Genomic DNA, 17,487 nt, shown 5'->3' with positions numbered 1-17,487 from the left:
AAAAACTCCAAGCAAAACCGTTGTATTGCCAGGCAACCCGACGATAGAGCAGTCCGGTTAAGACAGGATCAGCAGAACCGCTCAATCTTCTGTTTTTACGCATTATCCAACACAAAACCGCTTCGCACTTTTGTTGGATGTGTTTAGAAGGAAACAAGAGGTTCAGTGCAGAGAACATGGCGCCAAACGGAAAAACAACCGCAAGCAAGATTGGACAGGTGGAACCGACCCACGGCATTCCGCTGCGCTATGGGGACGATCCGTACGTTTGGGCGTGCTGGCTCTATTATGAAGATGGGCGTACCCAGGGTGAAATCGCTGAAATCATGGGGATTTCGCGGGCTACCGTGAACAGCTATCTGGCGGATGCCCGTAGCCGTGGCATCGTCAACATCTCGATCGAACCCGCGCGCCTCGGTTCCCTTGCAATCGCGCAGGAACTCAAGCGCCATTTCGGATTGAACGACTGTCTGGTAGTGCCAAATGATGACGGCGCGCAGGCGCTTATCGACCGGCTTGGAACCGCAGCTGCGCAAGCGATCGCCAAGCTTCTGAAATCCGGGGATACGCTCGCTGTCGCCTGGGGGCGGACGGTCCTCGCTATCGCTGAGAACACCCGCATAGCCAATCTGCAGGATGTGACCGTCGTTCAGGCTACCGGTGGAACACGCGCCAGTTTCGCTTACACCCCCGAATTATGCGCGGCAGCCATGGCACGGGCAACAAATGCGCATCTCGTCAACATCACAGCGCCAGCTATCGTGTCCAGCGCTCACGTCAAGGCAGCAATAGTCGGAGAACCGATTATTGCGGAGCAATTCCAGGCATTGGACCACGCGAACAAGGCCTTGTTCGGCATTTCTTCGCTCCGACCGAATTCCACGATTCATACCAGCGGCTTTTTCGAGAACGTTTCCATACAGGAATATCTGGCCAAGAATGCCGTCGGCGTCGTCGCCGGGCGCTTCATCGATTCTTATGGACAGCCTGTATCAGGCCCGCTTGACGACAGGACTATCGGTATTACGCTCGACAGGTTGCGCAACATCGACATGCGCATCGCAGTGGCAGGTGGTTTCGACAAAGTACCTGCAATTCTCGCCGCCTTGCGGGGCGGTTATATCAACATTCTGATTACCGATGCCGCGACAGGACGCGGCATCCTCAACGCGGATGGCGTGACTGAAATCGACAGCAAGCTTTCGCAGAAGCTGCGTGCGGAGCCAGCCCACGTGTCCAGCCATTACCGCACGCATATCAAGAAGTTTCTGAACAGTCCCGACGATGTCGTGGAGGAAATGCTTGATGGCGCCACCAGAGCGCACCGGTCCTATCTCGCTCCTATCAATGGATCGAAACGCGCCCTCGTCGCACGGACCGGGCCCCGACCGGGAAAAGTAGGTCTGGTGATCGGCGGCGGGTCGGGGCATGAACCGTGCTTTCTGGGCTATGTCGGAAAAGGGCTTGCCGATGCGGTAGCGATCGGGAATGTCTTTTCCTCGCCTCCCCCTGCACCGATCCTCGAATGCGCCAAGGCTGCCTCCGGCGGAGAAGGCGTCCTCTTCGTCTATGGCAACTATGTCGGGGATGTCATGAATTTCGAGATGGCGGCCGAAATGGCGCAGGAAGCTGGCATTCCCACACGCACCGTTCTGACAACAGACGATATATCGTCGTCCCCCGTGGAGGATCGCGACGGTCGGCGCGGCGTAGCGGGAAATTTCTTCATCTTCAAGGCAGCCGGTGCAGCGTGTGACAGCGGCATGTCGCTCGAGGCATGCGAAGCGGTGACGCGCAAGGCCAACCGAAGAACCTTTACGATGGGCGTTGCGCTGGAGCCCTGTTCCCTGCCCCAGACACGGCGCCACAATTTCGAAATCGGCGCTGAAGAAATGGAGATCGGCGTGGGTATCCACGGTGAACGCGGCGTTGTTCGCGAGAAAATGATGTCCGCCGATGCCATTGTCGATCACATCATGGACCGGATTTTCAGTGAGATGAATGCATCGCCGGGAGATCGGGTGGCGGTACTGGTAAATTCGTTCGGCTCAACACCGCTGATGGAACTCTACATTCTGTTCCGACGCGTCGAACAACGCCTGAGCGCCAAGCAAATAACAATCGAAGCCAATTGGGTAGGCCACTACTGCACATCGCTGGACATGAACGGAGCATCGATATCCGTCATGCACCTCGATCAGGAATTGTCCGATCTCTTGTCGCATCCTTGCGATACGGCTTTTCTGCGGGTCAACTGATTAAAGCCGCTTTCGGCGGTTACATGAATTCCAGATTGTCTGGGAGGTACAAATGCAGGAAACTGCAGCGCGTCGTCTAAGCCGAATGTTCCAACTCATCGCCTTTTCGATGAAGGAGGAAAAAGAGCGACTTTCCGATCTCGACGGAGCAATTGGCGATGCGGATCACGGCATCACCATGGTGCTGGGCTTTTCAGCCATCAACAGCGCGCTTGCCAAGTTGGATTTGGAGCACATACTCCCTTCCGAGATTTTCGCCGCAGCTGCAGCCGCTTTTCTCGACACCGTGGGCGCTTCCACCGGCCCCCTCTATGCGACGGCATTTCGCCACGCTTCCAAGGCCCTTAAACCGCGCGAAAGCCTCGACGCCGAGGACCAGGCCGGCATCGTCGAGGCGATGACACGAGGCATTCAGGAACGCGGAAAGGGACAACGTGGCGATAAAACCATGCTGGATGCATGGATACCGGCGATGGAAACGGCTGTTGACGCGCAAACGCACGGCTTGAGCAGCCTGGAAATGTGGAACAGAATTCTCGAAGCAGCAGAAAAGGGTGCGGATTCAACCCGTTCTATGGTGGCCGCACGCGGCCGCGCTGCTCGTTTGGGTGAGCGCTCGCTTGGTCATGTCGATCCCGGTGCTGCTTCAGCCGTCATCATCCTGCGCTCCATGCGGGACAGTTTCAACGAAACCGTTTAGAGCCGATTTCGACAAGCCCCGCGCCATGGGGACGTAGGTCAGGTCCATTGCCCAGACCTGATTGGGTCTGATGACCGCCAGCTTCCTGAGCAGATAGGGATAGACCTTATGACCAGGTGCTTGGTTTCGACGTATTCGGACGACGGTAGATCGCCTCAATGCCCATCTTTTTCATCAGCGTCGCGACGTGAAGCCGCCCTGCCTGAAGCCCTTCCGCCTTCAAAAGCTTGCAGCATCCGACTTCCGGCAAACAGGTAGTCGAGGTGCAGTTCGTCGATCCGCCGCATCAGGGCCAGATCGCCGTCTGACACAGGGCGCGGCGAATAATAGACACTGCCACGGCTGAAGCCGAGAAGCTTCGCCTGACGCACGACGGACAGCTTGTGCTCGCGGTCGATCATTTCTTTCCGCTCAGCAATCCCGCCTTGCCGAGCGCTCCGGCTAAAAAATCATTCTCCAGCGTCAGCTCTCCGGTCTTGGCGTGCAGCGTTTTGACATCGACGGTTGGCCCCGTCGGTTCCGCCTTCGCTTCATCGCCGAAAACGCCTGTCGCCCCCTCAAGGAGCTGGTCTTTCCATTGCTTGATCTGGTTGGCGTGCACGTCAAACTGTTGGGACAGTTCCACCAGCATCTGCTCGCCTCGAATGGCGGCGAGCGCCACTTTTGCCTTGAAGCCGGGCTATGGTTCCGGCGTGGTCGTCTCGTCATGGTATCTCCTGTTCCCGGCATCTAAGCCGAAGTCAGGCAGAAATTCCACTTATACCGGCTGTGCAGTTTTTCCAAGCCAACTCTCAAACTAGCGCCGCCACGCGACGTATACCGAACTGCCGATCAAAATGCTGACACCTAAAAACGTAACGGTATCGGGCACTTGTGCAAAAAACATCCAGCTGAAGAATGTCGACGTAATAATTTCAATATAAGCAAACGGCGCAAGCAATGACACGTCGCCATAATGATAGGCTTTGATAATCAGATATTGGCCTGCAAGACCGACCAGTGTCATACCGACCGCCATCGTCCATTGATACAGATCAAGCCCCTGCCAGAAGATGAACATCAAAGGTGCTGCCACGATGAGCGCCGAGAAATGTGTCTGGAAGGTCAAAGCAATCGGCGGCACACTTCGCACGCCGCTTGAACCCTTTTTTATGGCAATGACATATCCGGCCATTGCCGCACCCGCGGCTAAAGCCAATAGGCTTCCCATTTCAAGCGCATGATGGGTTGGTCGGATGATGATTAAAGTAGCGGTGAAGCCAATCACAAGGCCAATCCAGCGGGCGAGATGGACCTTTTCCTTCAAGAACAAGCGCGAGAATAAGGTCACAAACAGCGGTTGAACAAAGCTGATCGCCACCGCATCCGCAATTGATAAATATCTCAACGAGCCGAAGAAGCAGATACCGGCCAGAACACTGAAACAGCCCAATGCGAAAGCATTTCGCCAGCCTTGCAGCGGCGGGAAGATCGGCTGACGACCAACGATCATAAGAGGCGTCAAAAATAGTGTGCCGAGCAGCATGCGCAGGAAAACGACCTGCAGGGCCGGTATCTGACTGCTCACGAGATATTTTGCCTGCACGTCAATCATCGGAACAAGCGTCATCGCCAGCACCATCATCAGAATGCCGGACCCGTTCGTATTGCTCCGATGCGCGATAACCGCATCCGACGACATGATGTTACCTAACCCCCTCGGGCATTTTTCGCTAAGCCGACGCTATCGAGCTTTCGAAACACCCCGCCCCGTCGCACGTTCTGATTTTGCCCAGCGAAGATGATCGCCGGTCATCACTCGAACCAGCGTGCTGTCCTGTCCTGAAAGCGATACCAGGTACCCACCACAGGCAGAAACCAAGGGTTGCCGTTGTAGAAATAGATGCGCGGGAAATGGCTTCCGATTGTGCCTCGATCCGAATTTGGGACCCCCAGCATATATTCCGCCATTCTATGGCCAAGGTAGGTCTGATTGGAAATGCCACCACCATTGCAACAAGACAGATAATAGATGCCGTCCTCCATCCTTCCGCCATGCGAGCAGAAATCATAGGCGAAGCAGACATTGCCAAGCCAACCGTGGCTTAATTTAACGCCGCGCGTTTCCGGGAAGGTGTGTTCCATGAACGCGCGCAAACCGGCGGCTCCCTGTTCTTCGGTAGAATTGCGAAACCGTGCCCGGCCTCCAAAAAGGATACGTTTGCCATCTGGAGAACGACGGAAGTAATAGAGAATATGTTTGGTATCGCCCACGGCACGGTTGTTGGGGATCAGGCGTTCCAATAAGTCGAAGGACATCTCCTCCGTAGCGATCATGTAGCTTTGCACCGGAATGGTCCTCTGGCGAAGCCACTTCACTTCCGGCCCGACATATCCGTTCAAACCCAACAGAATCTTTTCCGACTGGATTTCCACAGTCGTCTTGCTCTCGACATTATCCAGAGATGCCACATACCCCTCGGCACTTTTGCGAGCACCCGCATAGCGCCAACCGGTAAAAATGCGCACACCCAAGGCGCGGGCGCGGTTGGCCAGAGCGCGAACATATTTGGCCGGATGGATAGTGCCCTGGTCATGGCGAACCATGGCGCCACGGTATATATCTGTCTTGAGGACGCTATGGATCTGTGTCTCATCAAGTATTTCATATTTCTCTCGATCTTGTGGTGAGAGACCTTCGCGGAATGCGCGCAGCTTAGCCAAATCCTTGCGTGAATGAGCGGCAGCAACGCTTCCGGCGAGGTTCAGGTCTATCGGGTCCTGAAGAGTTCGCGCACGCTGCACCATGAATTTCATGGAAGAGCCATAATCATCCATGATTTCCCGTGCGCGCTTTTCGCCGAAACGGGCGGTTGCCTGAGCGAGTGTGAATTTCGGCGCATTGCCGATCTGCCCACCGTTGCGCGAGCTGGCCCCCTCGCCAATACGCATGGCATCGACAACCATGATATTGGTCTGCCCGGCTTCAGCCAGAGTGATCGCGGCCGATAGGCCCGTATAACCCGACCCTATGATAAGAACATCGCAGGATGTGGTGTCGAAATTCCGCTCGCCATGTTGCGGTTCGGCTTCTTCCCACCAGAAAGGTGTCGTTTTCATAGTATCCCCTCCATCGTGACCTGACATCCGCACCTGGGCTGCACAACGCTGCCGTGCAGGGCTGGAGCGTCACAGGTTTGTTGTGAAATAGACTTTTTTGACTGTGCTGGTGGTCTTCCAGCTGCCGGTAAATCCCGGTTCGAGCACGACGAGATCGCCGGGGCCAAAATGTTTTGGCTGCTCAACGCCATCCTCAAAGAGCGTGATTTCTCCTTCGAGGATATAGAAGGTCTCGAGGATGTTTGTGTCGCGCACGACGCGGTGATGACCAGGCGTCGCCGACCAGACTCCGCTGGCTGTTGGCCCGTTGAGCAATGGCCAGGACCAAAACTCCGGTGATCCCTCAAGCACAATGGCGGGGTTGGGATAGCTGGGTTCACCGGTTCCTAGGTTTCCGGTCGCGGCGGATTTAAGCTTATTCACGATTTAATCCCTGTTTAATTGAGCAAGATGCAGTCTCTGGCATCGAAGGCGATCTGTACGGGTGTGTCTGATGACAGCGCACCGTCACGCGCGCTGCCGTAAGCTGCGATTGTTCGACCGTTTGGAAGGGAAACCGTGTAAAGGACCCGATCCCCCGAATAGGTCGAGGTCGCCACCACACCGGAAAGCACGATGTCTCCGATGGTTTTCGCAGCGCCGGCTGTTGAAGCGAGCCGGATGTCTTCGGGCCGCACGACCAGTTCGGCCCTGCCGATCCGGTCATGAGCCGATTCCAGATCAGTAGCGGCAATTGTGAATTCGGTGACGTTGAACTGTGGTCCGGTAGAGGTTTGGATCACCGAACCCTCAAATATGTTCGACTTTCCAATGAAGTCGGCTACGAAACGCGAACCCGGTTTGCGATAGAGGTGATGCCCGGTGTCGTATTGTTCGATACGACCATGATTCATGACGGCAATGCCATCGGACATATGCATGGCCTCTTCCTGGTCATGCGTGACATTGATGAACGTTGTCCCAAGCCGATGGTGAATGTCTCGCAACTGATCCTGCAAGTCGATCCGCAGCTTCTTGTCGAGCGCAGACATAGGCTCATCAAGCAACAGAAGATCAGGCTCGAAGACCAATGCCCGCGCCAGCGCCACGCGCTGCTGCTGGCCGCCTGACAGTTCATGCGGTCTCCGCCGGGCAAATTTGGTCAGCTGAACCAAATCAAGCAGGGCATTCACCTGATTTGAAATTTGTTCCCGGCTTCTCCGGCGGACTTTCAGCGGATAGGCAATATTGTCAAAGACACTCATATGCGGAAACAGCGCATAGCCCTGAAAAACGAGGCCAAAGTTACGCTTTTCCGGCTTGAGTGATGTGATGTCCCGTCCTTCAAGCCGAATATCTCCGCTCGACACATCCTCGAACCCCGCCAGGATTTTCAGTAACGTGGTTTTGCCGGAGCCGGACGGTCCGAGCAACGTAACAAAACTCCCCTTGGCTATACTCAATGATATGTCATGCAGGGCCTGCATGTTCCCGTAAAACTTGTTGATGTTCCTGATATCGATGAAAGCCATGGTATCGCTCCGTTTTATCGGAATTTCAGTGTTTTGCCGGCTTGCCGAGCTGCTGTAACCAGTGCATCAGCGCGAGCAACGCAAAGCTGACGAGCGATAGCAGTAAAGCCACCACGACCAATGTCGGCTGAAGACGATCCCGCAGGCCCGAAAACAGCATGACCGGCAAAGTGGTGGATTCCGGCGACGCAAGAAAAAGCGCCGCCACCACCTCATCGAAAGAAGTCGTGAAGGCAAAGAGTGCGCCGGCCATAAAGCCGGGCGCGGCAAGCGGCAGCGTAATGGAAATGAAGCGGTTACGGCGTGAGGCCCCGAGCGAGGCCGCGGCCCGGTCGAGATCGGGATCGAGCCCGCGTAAAGACGTCATGACCGAAAGGAAAACCAGCGGTGCGGCAAGAATGGAGTGGGCGAGCACCAGTCCCCAATAACTGCCGGATAGACCCATACGGCCAAACGAGTAGGCAAAGGCCACGCCAATGACGATACTGGGAACAACCATCGGCGACACGAACAGCGCCGTCAACACGGTTTGCAACCATCGGTTAAGTAGCGCGACGCCGGCTGCAGCCAGTCCGCCGACCAGTAGCGCCACAAACGTGGTGCCTATCGCCACGTTCAGACTGTTCAGGAAGGATCGCGCCCATTGCTCCTGCACAAAAACCTCGTGAAACCATTTGAGCGAAAAGCTCTCAATGGGATAGGTCAGAAACGAGCTTTCATTGAAAGCGAGTGGCATGATCAACACCAGAGGGACGATCAGAAAAGCCAGGGCGAATAGTGTCGAGGTCCAGAAGATGATGCGGGACATCAGGCGGTGCCTCCTCTGCGGTTTGCAAGCCAGCGAAGTGCGCCGAAAAGGGAAACCAGTATCAGAACAATGCATAGAAGCAGTACGGACAGCGCTGAGGCCATACCCCAGTTGAGCGCGCGTTTGACAAAGTCCGCGATATAGAAGGAGAGCATCTGGTCTTTCGGTCCGCCTGTAAGCGCCGGTGTAATGTAGAAGCCAAGCGCGAGGATGAACACCGTTCCAGCAGCCACGCCAACGCCGCGCAGGCTTTGCGGAAAATAGACACGCAGGAAAGATTCCACCGGGCCGGCACCAAGACTGCGAGATGCATCCACCTGCGACTTCGGGATTGTTCGCATTACGTTCATCATCGGGATGATGGCGAATGGCAGCAGAACATGCGTCATGGCCACGATCACGCCGAAACGATTGAAAATCAGCTGCAACGGCTCCTTTATCAGGCCAGTCCAGAGCAGAAACGTATTCAAGACACCCGATGTCTGAAGTAAGATCACCCATGCGGTCGTGCGCACGAGGATGGAGGTCCAAAAGCTCATCAGCACGGCAACCAGAATGAAAGCCGCCATTTTGCGTGGTGCGTGCAAGGCTGCATAAGCTAAGGGTAGCTGATCAGCAATGTGACGAGAGTGACTTGAATGGCGATAGCCAGCGTACGCCACATGATCTGAAGATATATGTCATCGCCGCCAGTTGTGAGCCTGCCCTCCTCGTTCACCTTGAAGCCTGTTGCCCGTTCGAAGTGACGAAAGCTGATCCGGTCAGAATTCTGAGCAATGACCGCCCAGTATTTTTCTTCATTCCAACGCGGATCAAAACCTGTCAGCCCAGTGAGATCAGGCTCTATCGTATCGACGGCGCGGGCCGTCTTGAGGAAAAGTGTTCGGAAGCCGCTTAATTCTTGATTGAGTTCGCGCGCCACAGCTGCCTGCTGGCTACTATCCATCGACCGCATATCGGCCACCAGAGCGGCAGCCTGTGCATTGCGGTCCTTGCTGTCTGCATTGCTGAAGTTCACGAGGCTGCCTGACAGTTCCCGATTGTCGAGGCTGAGCGAAATGATTGATCCTATCGGCACCAGATAGAGAAATATGTAGATGATTAGCGGCACAGCCAGGCAGACAAGTGCTGCCAATCCGCTGCCGCCCGGCTTGCGGGACACTGCGATCATTCTGCTACCTTTGGGATTTTTTCCTCCGGCAGACACTTCGCCGGAGGAACTCAATAGGGGATTTTGACCAAATCTTACTGGGTTGCCCAGCGGTTCCAGCGCTCGGTCAAATCATCCAGATGCTCCACCCAGAAAGCGTCGGAATAAAAGGCTGCATCCTTGATATTGTCAGCAGCCGGCAGCTCTTTGAGCATTTCAGGAGTCAAGGATTCTGCCGCCTTGGTATTGGATGGACCATAGGGCATCAGAGAAGAAAACTTCGCCTGATTTTCGGGGTCGTTGACGATCTTGAATAGTTGGTTGAGCTTGTCCTTATAAGGCGAGCCTTTGACCATTGCCCAGCCATCCATATTCACCAGATGGTTCTTCCAGACGAATTCGATAGGCTTGCCTTCGCGCTTTGCCATAACTGCGCGGCCATTATAGCCAGTGGACATGGCGACATTGTTGCTGGCGAGCCATTCGATGGGCTGCGCACCGGATTCCCAGAATTGCAGCAAATCCTTGATCTTGTCGAATTGCGCAAATGCCCGATCGACACCTTCCGGTGTTGCCAATACCTCGTATACCTTGTCAGGAGCCACGCCGTCGGCCATGAGCGCATATTCGAGATTCATGCTGGGGCTATTGCGGATACCGCGTTTCCCGGGGAATTTTTCGCGGTCGAAAAAGTCTTTCCAGTCCTGGGGTGGTTGCGGAAACGCCTTGGAATTATAGGCATAGCCATTGCCGATCACCACGTTGCCAACACCACAAGGGGTTGCAGCGCCCGGCAACAGATTATCCTGCCCTATCGCTTTCCAGTCGAGTTCTTCAAGCAAGCCTTCGTCGCAGGCCAGCTGAAGCTCCGAGCCGCCCATGATGAGAAAATCCCATGTGACGTTGCCGGTATCGACCATGGCCTTGATTTCAGCCAACCCGCCCAGATAGGTTGTCTCGACAATGTTGACGCCCAGTTTTTCTGCGATCGGCTTGAAATAGGCTTCGCGCTGGGCATCTTGATAATTGCCACCCCAGCCAGCGATAGTGAAGTCTCTTGCTATAGCAACTGCGGCAACGGATGTCATGATCGCGCAAAGTGTTGCAATCCTGATAGCTCTCATGGTGATTCCTCCCAAAATCCCGAGATCTGTTCCACGCTTGATCGCCCCGATAGGCATGTTTTTTGATAACGATCTGCACGCGTCTGAATAAAATTATGGCTACATTAAAAAATTTGTCAATTATTTTTAATACTATTAAATTGTTTTGCTTGGTTTATAATCGTTCAAGTTGAGTCTCTGAGAGGGTGGCGAATGTCGACGGAACTGAATGTCCTTGATCCGCAAAGCGATGCTATTCAGGTGGGCGAGACATTGCGCCTCCGGCGTCAGATGCGGGGCATGTCGCTGAAGCAGGTGGCCGAGCCTGCGGGAATTTCCGTCGGGATGTTGAGTCAGGTGGAGCGCGGTTTGGCTGCCCCATCGATCAAGACCCTGAGGGCTATCTGCTCTGCGATGGATATGCCGGTCAACTGGCTTTTCCATCGCGACAAAGACCCCGAAAATCAGGCTAACGAATTTATCGTGCAGCGGAGTAGCAGGCGCTCCCTCTCCTATAATGACGGCGCGCTGATCAAGGAATTGCTAACCCCGGACACGCAGCCACAAATCCAGATGCTTCGCTTTCTGATGGAGCCGGGCGCAGATTCTGGCGAACCCTATTCCAATACAGAGGGAGGCAAATGCGGTCTCGTTCTCCAGGGAACCCTTGGACTTGAACTTGATGAACGGCAATTCGTCATCAATGCGGGCGACAGTTTCGCATTTCCGGCGCGATCTATGGTTCGGTTCTGGACGTTGGGCGACAGTACCTGTGAGGTTATTTGGGTCGTTTCGCCAGCAACCGTTTGACAAAAAAACGTGATTTCGGTCTCCCCGAGAAGCAGATTGTAGCGGCATCACTATGGAACCGACGCAGGTGATATCAGTGCCGACAATTCACTAGCCAAGTGCCCAGAGGGGGGTACAGGCCAATTTATTGAGCTTTTGTTTCAAATACAAAAGCAAGATGACTCGTTCCGACAAAGGAGCGCCACTTCATTCCAGATTGCCGGTCAGACAATTATCCTTTACCAGGAAACGCGTGCGCCCATGCAACCGGAAAGAAGCCTGAAGCGTTCACCGCCGAGATTGAATTCGTAGGACGCATTGGCATAGAGCGAGGTATTGTCGGCAACCTTGGTCGTGAAACCTGCACCGAGCTCTAGGCTGGTTTCTTCCCAGGAGGGGCGAAGCTTGTCATTATTGAAGTAAATCGTATCGCTCGCCTTAAATTGGTGCCAGACGTTGGCCAGCACGAACGGATTGAAAGGTCGTTCGTTGAACGTGTAATTGCCTTGCAGGCGTGCGCCGACACGGCCTGTCCATGAATCGTTATTGTCGTAACGGATCGTGCCCCCGGGATCGGTGGCTTTATCGAAATTCTGATACTGCCAATAAATTTGCGCCTGCGGTTCGATCACCCATTTTTCGCTGATCGCGAATTTCTTGCCTGCTTCGAGAGAGGCCGTCCATTCCTTGCCATGGAAGCTGGAACTATAATTCGCGACCGATTCCGTATCGATGCTGAGCCATGAATGCATGACGATGGCGTCGATATAGGCTTCGTCTTCCCACGTATGGATCCAGTAGGCGCCGAGACTGTATGCATCGACATCGATGTTGCCGATCTCGATATTGTTGCCGTAGATGTTGCGTGCTCGCATATCGCCCCAGCCTCGCGCATAACCGGCCATCAGGCCGAGCGTATCGAACTGCCCGTCATCATGTTCAGCGCGATAGACCGGCACGCCGAACTGCATGCCCCACTGATTGCCCTTAAAGCGCTGATCGGCAAAGGTGCTCAGATTCTGGCGATATTGATCCCCAAACATGCGCCCCCAGATGACATGTTTGTTTGCTTCGTCACCGAACCAGGATTGTTCGCCGTGGCGTTCGTGGAATGTGCCGAGGGCCACGCGCAACAATCCGCGCACGACGGTTGGCGTTGCGCCCAAAATCGGAACTTCGGGACGAACCAGCGTGACACTGCCGCCGTCGTCGCCACCAGTACCTCCTCCGGGACCTCCGCCAGTTCCGCCACCTGACCCTCCACCTGAGGAACCGCCGCCGGTATTGCCGTCTTCGTCGCCATCTCCGGGGCTTGGCAACAACCAGTCAGGCAAGTCCGGATTTGTCGCATCAATGCCCTCAAAATTGTTGCGCAGATACCAGTAGTTGCTTGTACCGTCCGTCACGCCGCCATGAACCAGTTGATATTCGTAAATACCGGCAGAGGCGCGCTTTGCGAGATAGAAAGTATTGTCTCCTGTGGTGCCGCCATTGATTGCCTCCACCACGAGGATGCCGTTCTGCTTGGTTTGCGCACCCGTCCCACCGACATTGGTGACCACGATGCCGGTTGAGCCGGTCGCCGCGCCGCCTAAAATGACCAGCTTGTCGGATGGCGCATTGTCACTGGCCAGAACCGTATTCAACCAGAGTTGACCGGAATTTCCTTGGTAACTACCGACGATAGTGAGGCTGTCCGATGTAGAACCGGAGCCGTTCGTCAGATCGATGACTCCTGCATTCACCACCTGCGTGAGACTGCCGCCGACAGCCGGGCTGATGGTCCAGGTGCCGCTGCCCGCGCGCAGATAGCTGGTCGAATCGATGGCGAGCGCACCGGTTGAGGTACTGCTGTCACCAAGCGTCAGATTGTTGTTCATCGTCAATTCCGACGCGTTCTGAAGCTCGATGAGTTCCCAGTTCACCAGACGCTGCGGATTGCTGCCCCTGGTATTCTGCCAGGTAAGGCGATCTGAGCCAAGGCCGCCATCGATCTGGATGCTTTTCAACTGCGTGTCAGTCAGCCCTCGAAACACGGCTACGTCATTTTCCGAGCCCATATCGATGCGGCCGATCAGACCACCGGTCCATAGCATATAGTCGGCGCCCGTGCCTGCCATCAGCGAGCCGGTGACTTCGCCGCCGGACAGCAGGAACCGGTCATTGCCGTCATCCTGATTGACCGTCGCACTGACACGACCGCCGCGCATGTCTAACAGATCGTCGCCAGCCCCTTGCGAAACGCTGCCATTTATCTGGCCGGGGTCATAATTAATGATTGTATCGTTGCCGGAGCCAAGCGCAATCGTGCTTTGGATCGTGCCGTAATTCTGCACATAGGTCTGGCTGGCGCCGTTGACGAAAATACCATTGTTAAACGAAGCGCCCGTGGTGTTGAGGATATTGGACGCGCCATCGCCATTGATGGTGACGCCATTGTTCAAGGTGCCATCATTGGTGATGATATTTGTGCTGTTGCCGGTGAAGCTGAACGCCGAATTGATATGTGAATTCGCGTAATTGTGAACGACATAGGTGCCGTTGCCGCTCACCGTCAGGCCACCGTTGATCGTGGCATGATTGTCGAAGACGAGGCTGCTCACATCGGTTACGACAGCGCTCTGCATATTGCCCGAATGATCAACCGTCAGCGCCCCCATGCTGCTGGCCGTGAACGGGCCATTCAGATTGGTGTTCTGCTCGATCACGACATTAAGGTTGCCGAGCCCACTGGTGCTGTACCCGTTCGGATTGCCGTTACAGACAACTGTGTCGCCCGACGCAGGCGCGGCAGGTGTGCAATCAGCAAGCGCCGTTTCTGTATATGGGAAGAGAAGAAGAAACGCGATGACCGGTATGGGCATTTTGAACCGAAAGGCGCTGGAGCCTGGTGATGGGGTAATCCGTTTGGTCCGATTATCAATTGAGCTGCCCATCAAACACTCCCTCAAAAAGGTTCCCAGTCGAACAGAACGGCATAATGATGCAGTTGAGAAACCCCTGTCAAGGAAACCAAACGGATATTATTGATAATATATTTGCAAGTGCTGAGTAAGGACGGTGGTGATACTTATTTCCGTGACTTTCCGGGAATTCAATGCGCATTCTAATCGAGTAGCACAAACGAAAGATTTATTTTCCGGAAGTAATCGGCAAATTCGAGGTGCTTTTTTTGAAGAATCCTCTAGCATGAAAGTCATCGCTTCGGTTTCCTGAAGCTTTCCGCGGGCTATATTTCGCAAACGAAAAGAAGAGGTGCGTCTTGTCGATACGGATTGGTCAAAAATACGGACACCTTGTTCACGGATGGAGCTGCGCCTGCCATAGCGCGCAAGCCCTGCAACTGATGGCACGGATGGAAAAGAAGCTGTCGCGCCGCAATCTGCTCAAGGCTGCCGCCGCAACGCTCACCGTATCGGCGCTGGGCCTGACCAGCACGGCGTTGGCGCAGACCAAAGCCCCGGCCAAACCAGTTCTCCTGGCCAATGTGAAGATTTTCGACGGCACCAGCGCCAAGCTCATCGAAGGCCAGAACGTTCTGGTGGAAGGAAATCTCATCAAGGCGCTAGTCGGCGCGCAGGAAACGGTCGCAGACGCGGACGTTATAGATTGCGGTGGTCGCACGCTGATGCCGGGCATGATCGAAGCGCACTGGCATTCCATTCTGGCCGGAATTTCCCAGATGGCGGCCATGACCGCCGATATTCCCTATGTACATCTGGTGGCCGCGCAGGAAGCCGAACGCACGGTGCTGCGCGGGTTCACGACGGTGCGCGATGTTGGCGGGCCATCTTTCGCGCTCAAGCGCGTCATCGACGAGGGTGGCGTGGTGGGCCCACGCATTTACCCATCGGGCGCCATGATTTCGCAGACCTCCGGTCACGGCGATTTCCGCATGCGCACCGATCTGCCGCGAAGTGCGCAGAGCGATCTAAGCGTGGCGGAACGGGCAGGCATATCGGCCATTGCCGATGGCGAGGCGGAAGTGCTGCGCCGCGTGCGCGAGCAGCTGATGCTCGGCGCGAGCCAGATCAAGATCATGGGCGGCGGCGGTGTTTCCTCATCTTACGACCCGATCGACGGTATCCAGTTCACCGAAGCCGAGACCAAGGCGGCTGTCGCTGCCGCCTCCGACTGGGGCACCTATGTCTGTATCCACACCTATACATCCGCCGGCATTCAGCGGGCGCTGGATTGCGGCGTGAAATCCATCGAGCATGGCCAGCTTGCCGATGAGGAAACCGTCAAGCGCATAGTCGATGCCGATGCGTGGTGGAGCATTCAGCCGTTTCTTTCCGACGAGGATGCCAATCCGAAATCAGACCCGGTGCAGCGTCAGCAACAGCAGCAGATTTCTGACGGCACCGTGCGCGCAATCGAGCTTGGCCGGAAGTACAAGGTCAAGATGGCGCTCGGGACCGACATTTTGTTCAACCCGAAGGGCACTGCGACCCAAGGCAGGCAGTTGGCGAAATTTGCGCGCTGGTATGACAATGCCGAGGTGCTGCGCATGCTGACCAGCGGCAATGCCGATCTGGTTGCGCTTTCGGGGCCGCGCAATCCTTATCCCGCCAAGCTGGGCCGTATCGAAGCGGGAGCCTATGCCGATATTCTCGTGCTGGAAGGCAATCCACTCGACGATATTTCATTGATTGCCGATCCAGATCGCACCATGAAGCTCATCATGAAGGATGGGCGCATTCACAAAAACACGCTTTCGGCCTGAGGGGGCGCTTTTGAATAGACTGAACACCTATGCTTTTGCTGTCGCCCTATCCCTTTGGGGCGTAGAGGCCGCCAGTGCTGCCGATGCGGTTACCGTTCCGCCGGAAGCGCCATCCGGGGTGGAAAGTCAGCGCTGGGCCTTGCAAATCACGCCCTATGTCTGGGCTGCGGGTCTCAAGGGTGATATTTCGCCCTTCCAGCGCGCACCGACCATCGGCATTGAAAAGTCCTTTTCCGATGTGTTGAGCGATCTCAATTTCAGCGGCTTCGTCAATGTCTGGGGCCGCTATGACCGTTTCGTCATCTCCGGCGACATGATGTATGTCGATACGACTGAAAGCCACGCTTATGGCAACCTGCCGCCGCTGCCCATCACCATTCCGGAGGGCACGGTCGTCAAGGGCGATGTGGACAGCAAACAGTTCATGGCCACGCTGCAAGCTGGCTATCGCGTGGTCGATACGCCCAAATTCACGCTCGATGCGCTGGGCGGCATCCGCTTCTGGCATATTTCCAACGATGTGACGGTCAGCGCGCTCAGCCTGTCGCGCAGCTATGGCGAAAGCTTCAACTGGGTCGATCCGGTGGTGGGTACGCGGGCGCATCTGCGTCTCACGGACAAGCTCTCCATGCAGGCACAGGCGGATATTGGCGGCTTCGGTGCAGGATCTGAGCTGACTTGGTCGGTGCTTGGTACGGTCAATTATCTGCTCACCGATCACCTGTCGGTCTCGGCGGGTTATAAGGCGCTGCATGTTGACTATGACCGCAACGATTATGTATTCGATTCGCGTTTGAATGGCCCGATTCTGGGAGCAACGTGGCGGTTTTAGCCAACTCCTGACCATTGTGTGTATCGGAGCTATGTGCGGTAAAAGGGATCTCGATTCAGACAAGCGTGCATTGATGACCTTAGATGCTGGTGTTCTGTAAGGCCGTCAGGAACCGATTGCCAGTCAGAATCCGCGCACCTACCAGCCAACGATCGATCCGCATAATGAAAACAGACGATGACCCTCGTCTCGCTAACCATTTGATTTCGAAAATCAGAGATTTAAATTGCACTATGATACATGTACGCTGAGAATTCATTTCTTAAGCAGACAAACTGGTCAGGTAGGCTACTGTGCTCAACGCGAAATACGAGCGTTTTTCGACCGCCGTGCAGCCGCGCTGGTTGCATCAGCCTTGCGATGAGCTCGATCATGCCCGCCCGGAACTGAGTGATGGCTCACGCAATTACCGCCCCTTCCGCACAGACAACGTTGCCCAGAGAGGACATGTTGCGCTTTCTTGCCCGTTTTGGGAAATTCCTTGCCCTAGCTATAAACAAAAGCTCTCTCC

At 55.3% G+C, this 17,487-nt stretch carries 14 protein-coding genes and 1 pseudogene; 5 read left to right on the top strand and 10 right to left on the bottom strand.

Annotated elements, in window-relative coordinates; genetic code table 11:
• Positions 1-176 precede the first annotated feature (176 nt).
• The gene (locus ACS5UA_RS17385; RefSeq protein ID WP_112702436.1) at positions 177-2,258 is read left to right on the top strand and encodes a bifunctional sugar-binding transcriptional regulator/dihydroxyacetone kinase subunit DhaK; all 2,082 of its coding nucleotides are present in this window, start codon (positions 177-179) and stop codon (positions 2,256-2,258) included.
• Between the two features lie 52 nt (positions 2,259-2,310).
• Positions 2,311-2,958 (top strand): dihydroxyacetone kinase subunit DhaL, encoded by a 648-nt coding sequence (gene dhaL, locus ACS5UA_RS17380; RefSeq protein ID WP_112702437.1) that lies wholly within the window; start codon positions 2,311-2,313, stop codon positions 2,956-2,958.
• 15 nt (positions 2,959-2,973) lie between these two features.
• Here dhaL and ACS5UA_RS17375 read toward each other — a convergent pair.
• The 9 genes and pseudogenes from ACS5UA_RS17375 to ACS5UA_RS17335 all read right to left on the bottom strand — a co-directional run.
• A pseudogene (locus ACS5UA_RS17375) lies at positions 2,974-3,666 on the bottom strand (IS3 family transposase); the annotation flags it as partial.
• 88 nt (positions 3,667-3,754) lie between these two features.
• Complete coding sequence (locus ACS5UA_RS17370; RefSeq protein ID WP_112702438.1) at positions 3,755-4,639, bottom strand: DMT family transporter; 885 nt, start codon at positions 4,637-4,639, stop codon at positions 3,755-3,757.
• A 113-nt stretch (positions 4,640-4,752) separates the two neighbouring features.
• On the bottom strand, positions 4,753-6,057 hold the full coding sequence (locus ACS5UA_RS17365; RefSeq protein ID WP_162718889.1) for an NAD(P)/FAD-dependent oxidoreductase: 1,305 nt from the start codon (positions 6,055-6,057) through the stop codon (positions 4,753-4,755).
• 69 nt (positions 6,058-6,126) lie between these two features.
• Positions 6,127-6,480 carry a cupin domain-containing protein gene (locus ACS5UA_RS17360; protein WP_162718890.1) on the bottom strand — a complete coding sequence of 118 codons (354 nt, stop codon included), beginning with the start codon at positions 6,478-6,480 and terminating at the stop codon, positions 6,127-6,129.
• Between the two features lie 14 nt (positions 6,481-6,494).
• The gene (locus ACS5UA_RS17355; RefSeq protein ID WP_112702441.1) at positions 6,495-7,568 is read right to left on the bottom strand and encodes an ABC transporter ATP-binding protein; all 1,074 of its coding nucleotides are present in this window, start codon (positions 7,566-7,568) and stop codon (positions 6,495-6,497) included.
• Positions 7,569-7,593: 25 nt separating this feature from the next.
• The gene (locus ACS5UA_RS17350) at positions 7,594-8,376 is read right to left on the bottom strand and encodes an ABC transporter permease (protein ID WP_162718891.1); all 783 of its coding nucleotides are present in this window, start codon (positions 8,374-8,376) and stop codon (positions 7,594-7,596) included.
• Positions 8,376-8,945 carry an ABC transporter permease gene (locus ACS5UA_RS17345; protein WP_443101539.1) on the bottom strand — a complete coding sequence of 190 codons (570 nt, stop codon included), beginning with the start codon at positions 8,943-8,945 and terminating at the stop codon, positions 8,376-8,378. Before ACS5UA_RS17345 ends, ACS5UA_RS17350 begins: the two co-directional genes overlap by 1 nt.
• Positions 8,946-8,974: 29 nt before the next feature.
• Entirely contained in the window at positions 8,975-9,538 is a 564-nt protein-coding gene (locus ACS5UA_RS17340) for a hypothetical protein (RefSeq protein WP_443101538.1), read from the bottom strand.
• 83 nt (positions 9,539-9,621) lie between these two features.
• Complete coding sequence (locus ACS5UA_RS17335; protein ID WP_162718892.1) at positions 9,622-10,650, bottom strand: ABC transporter substrate-binding protein; 1,029 nt, start codon at positions 10,648-10,650, stop codon at positions 9,622-9,624.
• Positions 10,651-10,842: 192 nt separating this feature from the next.
• On the opposite strand from ACS5UA_RS17335, the gene ACS5UA_RS17330 reads away from it, so the two are divergent.
• Complete coding sequence (locus tag ACS5UA_RS17330; protein WP_112702445.1) at positions 10,843-11,439, top strand: helix-turn-helix domain-containing protein; 597 nt, start codon at positions 10,843-10,845, stop codon at positions 11,437-11,439.
• 218 nt (positions 11,440-11,657) lie between these two features.
• Here ACS5UA_RS17330 and ACS5UA_RS17325 read toward each other — a convergent pair whose 3' ends face one another.
• A complete protein-coding gene (locus tag ACS5UA_RS17325; RefSeq protein WP_443101537.1) occupies positions 11,658-14,354 on the bottom strand; it encodes an autotransporter family protein in 2,697 nt (898 codons plus the stop codon).
• Between the two features lie 419 nt (positions 14,355-14,773).
• Here ACS5UA_RS17325 and ACS5UA_RS17320 point away from each other — a divergent pair, with 419 nt between their 5' ends.
• Both ACS5UA_RS17320 and ACS5UA_RS17315 read left to right on the top strand, forming a co-directional pair.
• Positions 14,774-16,144 carry a metal-dependent hydrolase family protein gene (locus ACS5UA_RS17320; protein WP_036592771.1) on the top strand — a complete coding sequence of 457 codons (1,371 nt, stop codon included), beginning with the start codon at positions 14,774-14,776 and terminating at the stop codon, positions 16,142-16,144.
• A gap of 19 nt (positions 16,145-16,163) precedes the next feature.
• Complete coding sequence (locus tag ACS5UA_RS17315) at positions 16,164-16,976, top strand: hypothetical protein (protein ID WP_443101541.1); 813 nt, start codon at positions 16,164-16,166, stop codon at positions 16,974-16,976.
• Positions 16,977-17,487: the final 511 nt, after the last annotated feature.

The sequence above is a fragment of the Brucella sp. RRSP16 genome (genome assembly GCF_052246815.1).
Classification (GTDB): domain Bacteria; phylum Pseudomonadota; class Alphaproteobacteria; order Rhizobiales; family Rhizobiaceae; genus Brucella; species Brucella intermedia.
The sequence above is the reverse complement of the archived record's forward strand: the minus strand, read 5'-3'. Positions and strand labels throughout refer to the sequence as shown.

Excerpts from the sequence above, each read along its gene's own strand:
- ACS5UA_RS17370 (WP_112702438.1), bottom strand. The coding sequence starts at position 4,639 with ATGTCGTCGGATGCGGTTATCGCGCATCGGAGCAATACGAACGGGTCC.
- ACS5UA_RS17355 (WP_112702441.1), bottom strand. The coding sequence starts at position 7,568 with ATGGCTTTCATCGATATCAGGAACATCAACAAGTTTTACGGGAACATG.
- ACS5UA_RS17350 (WP_162718891.1), bottom strand. The coding sequence starts at position 8,376 with ATGTCCCGCATCATCTTCTGGACCTCGACACTATTCGCCCTGGCTTTT.
- dhaL (WP_112702437.1), top strand. The coding sequence starts at position 2,311 with ATGCAGGAAACTGCAGCGCGTCGTCTAAGCCGAATGTTCCAACTCATC.
- ACS5UA_RS17365 (WP_162718889.1), bottom strand. The coding sequence starts at position 6,057 with ATGAAAACGACACCTTTCTGGTGGGAAGAAGCCGAACCGCAACATGGC.
- ACS5UA_RS17330 (WP_112702445.1), top strand. The coding sequence starts at position 10,843 with ATGTCGACGGAACTGAATGTCCTTGATCCGCAAAGCGATGCTATTCAG.
- ACS5UA_RS17325 (WP_443101537.1), bottom strand. The coding sequence starts at position 14,354 with ATGGGCAGCTCAATTGATAATCGGACCAAACGGATTACCCCATCACCA.
- ACS5UA_RS17385 (WP_112702436.1), top strand. The coding sequence starts at position 177 with ATGGCGCCAAACGGAAAAACAACCGCAAGCAAGATTGGACAGGTGGAA.
- ACS5UA_RS17345 (WP_443101539.1), bottom strand. The coding sequence starts at position 8,945 with ATGGCGGCTTTCATTCTGGTTGCCGTGCTGATGAGCTTTTGGACCTCC.
- ACS5UA_RS17320 (WP_036592771.1), top strand. The coding sequence starts at position 14,774 with ATGGAAAAGAAGCTGTCGCGCCGCAATCTGCTCAAGGCTGCCGCCGCA.
- ACS5UA_RS17335 (WP_162718892.1), bottom strand. The coding sequence starts at position 10,650 with ATGAGAGCTATCAGGATTGCAACACTTTGCGCGATCATGACATCCGTT.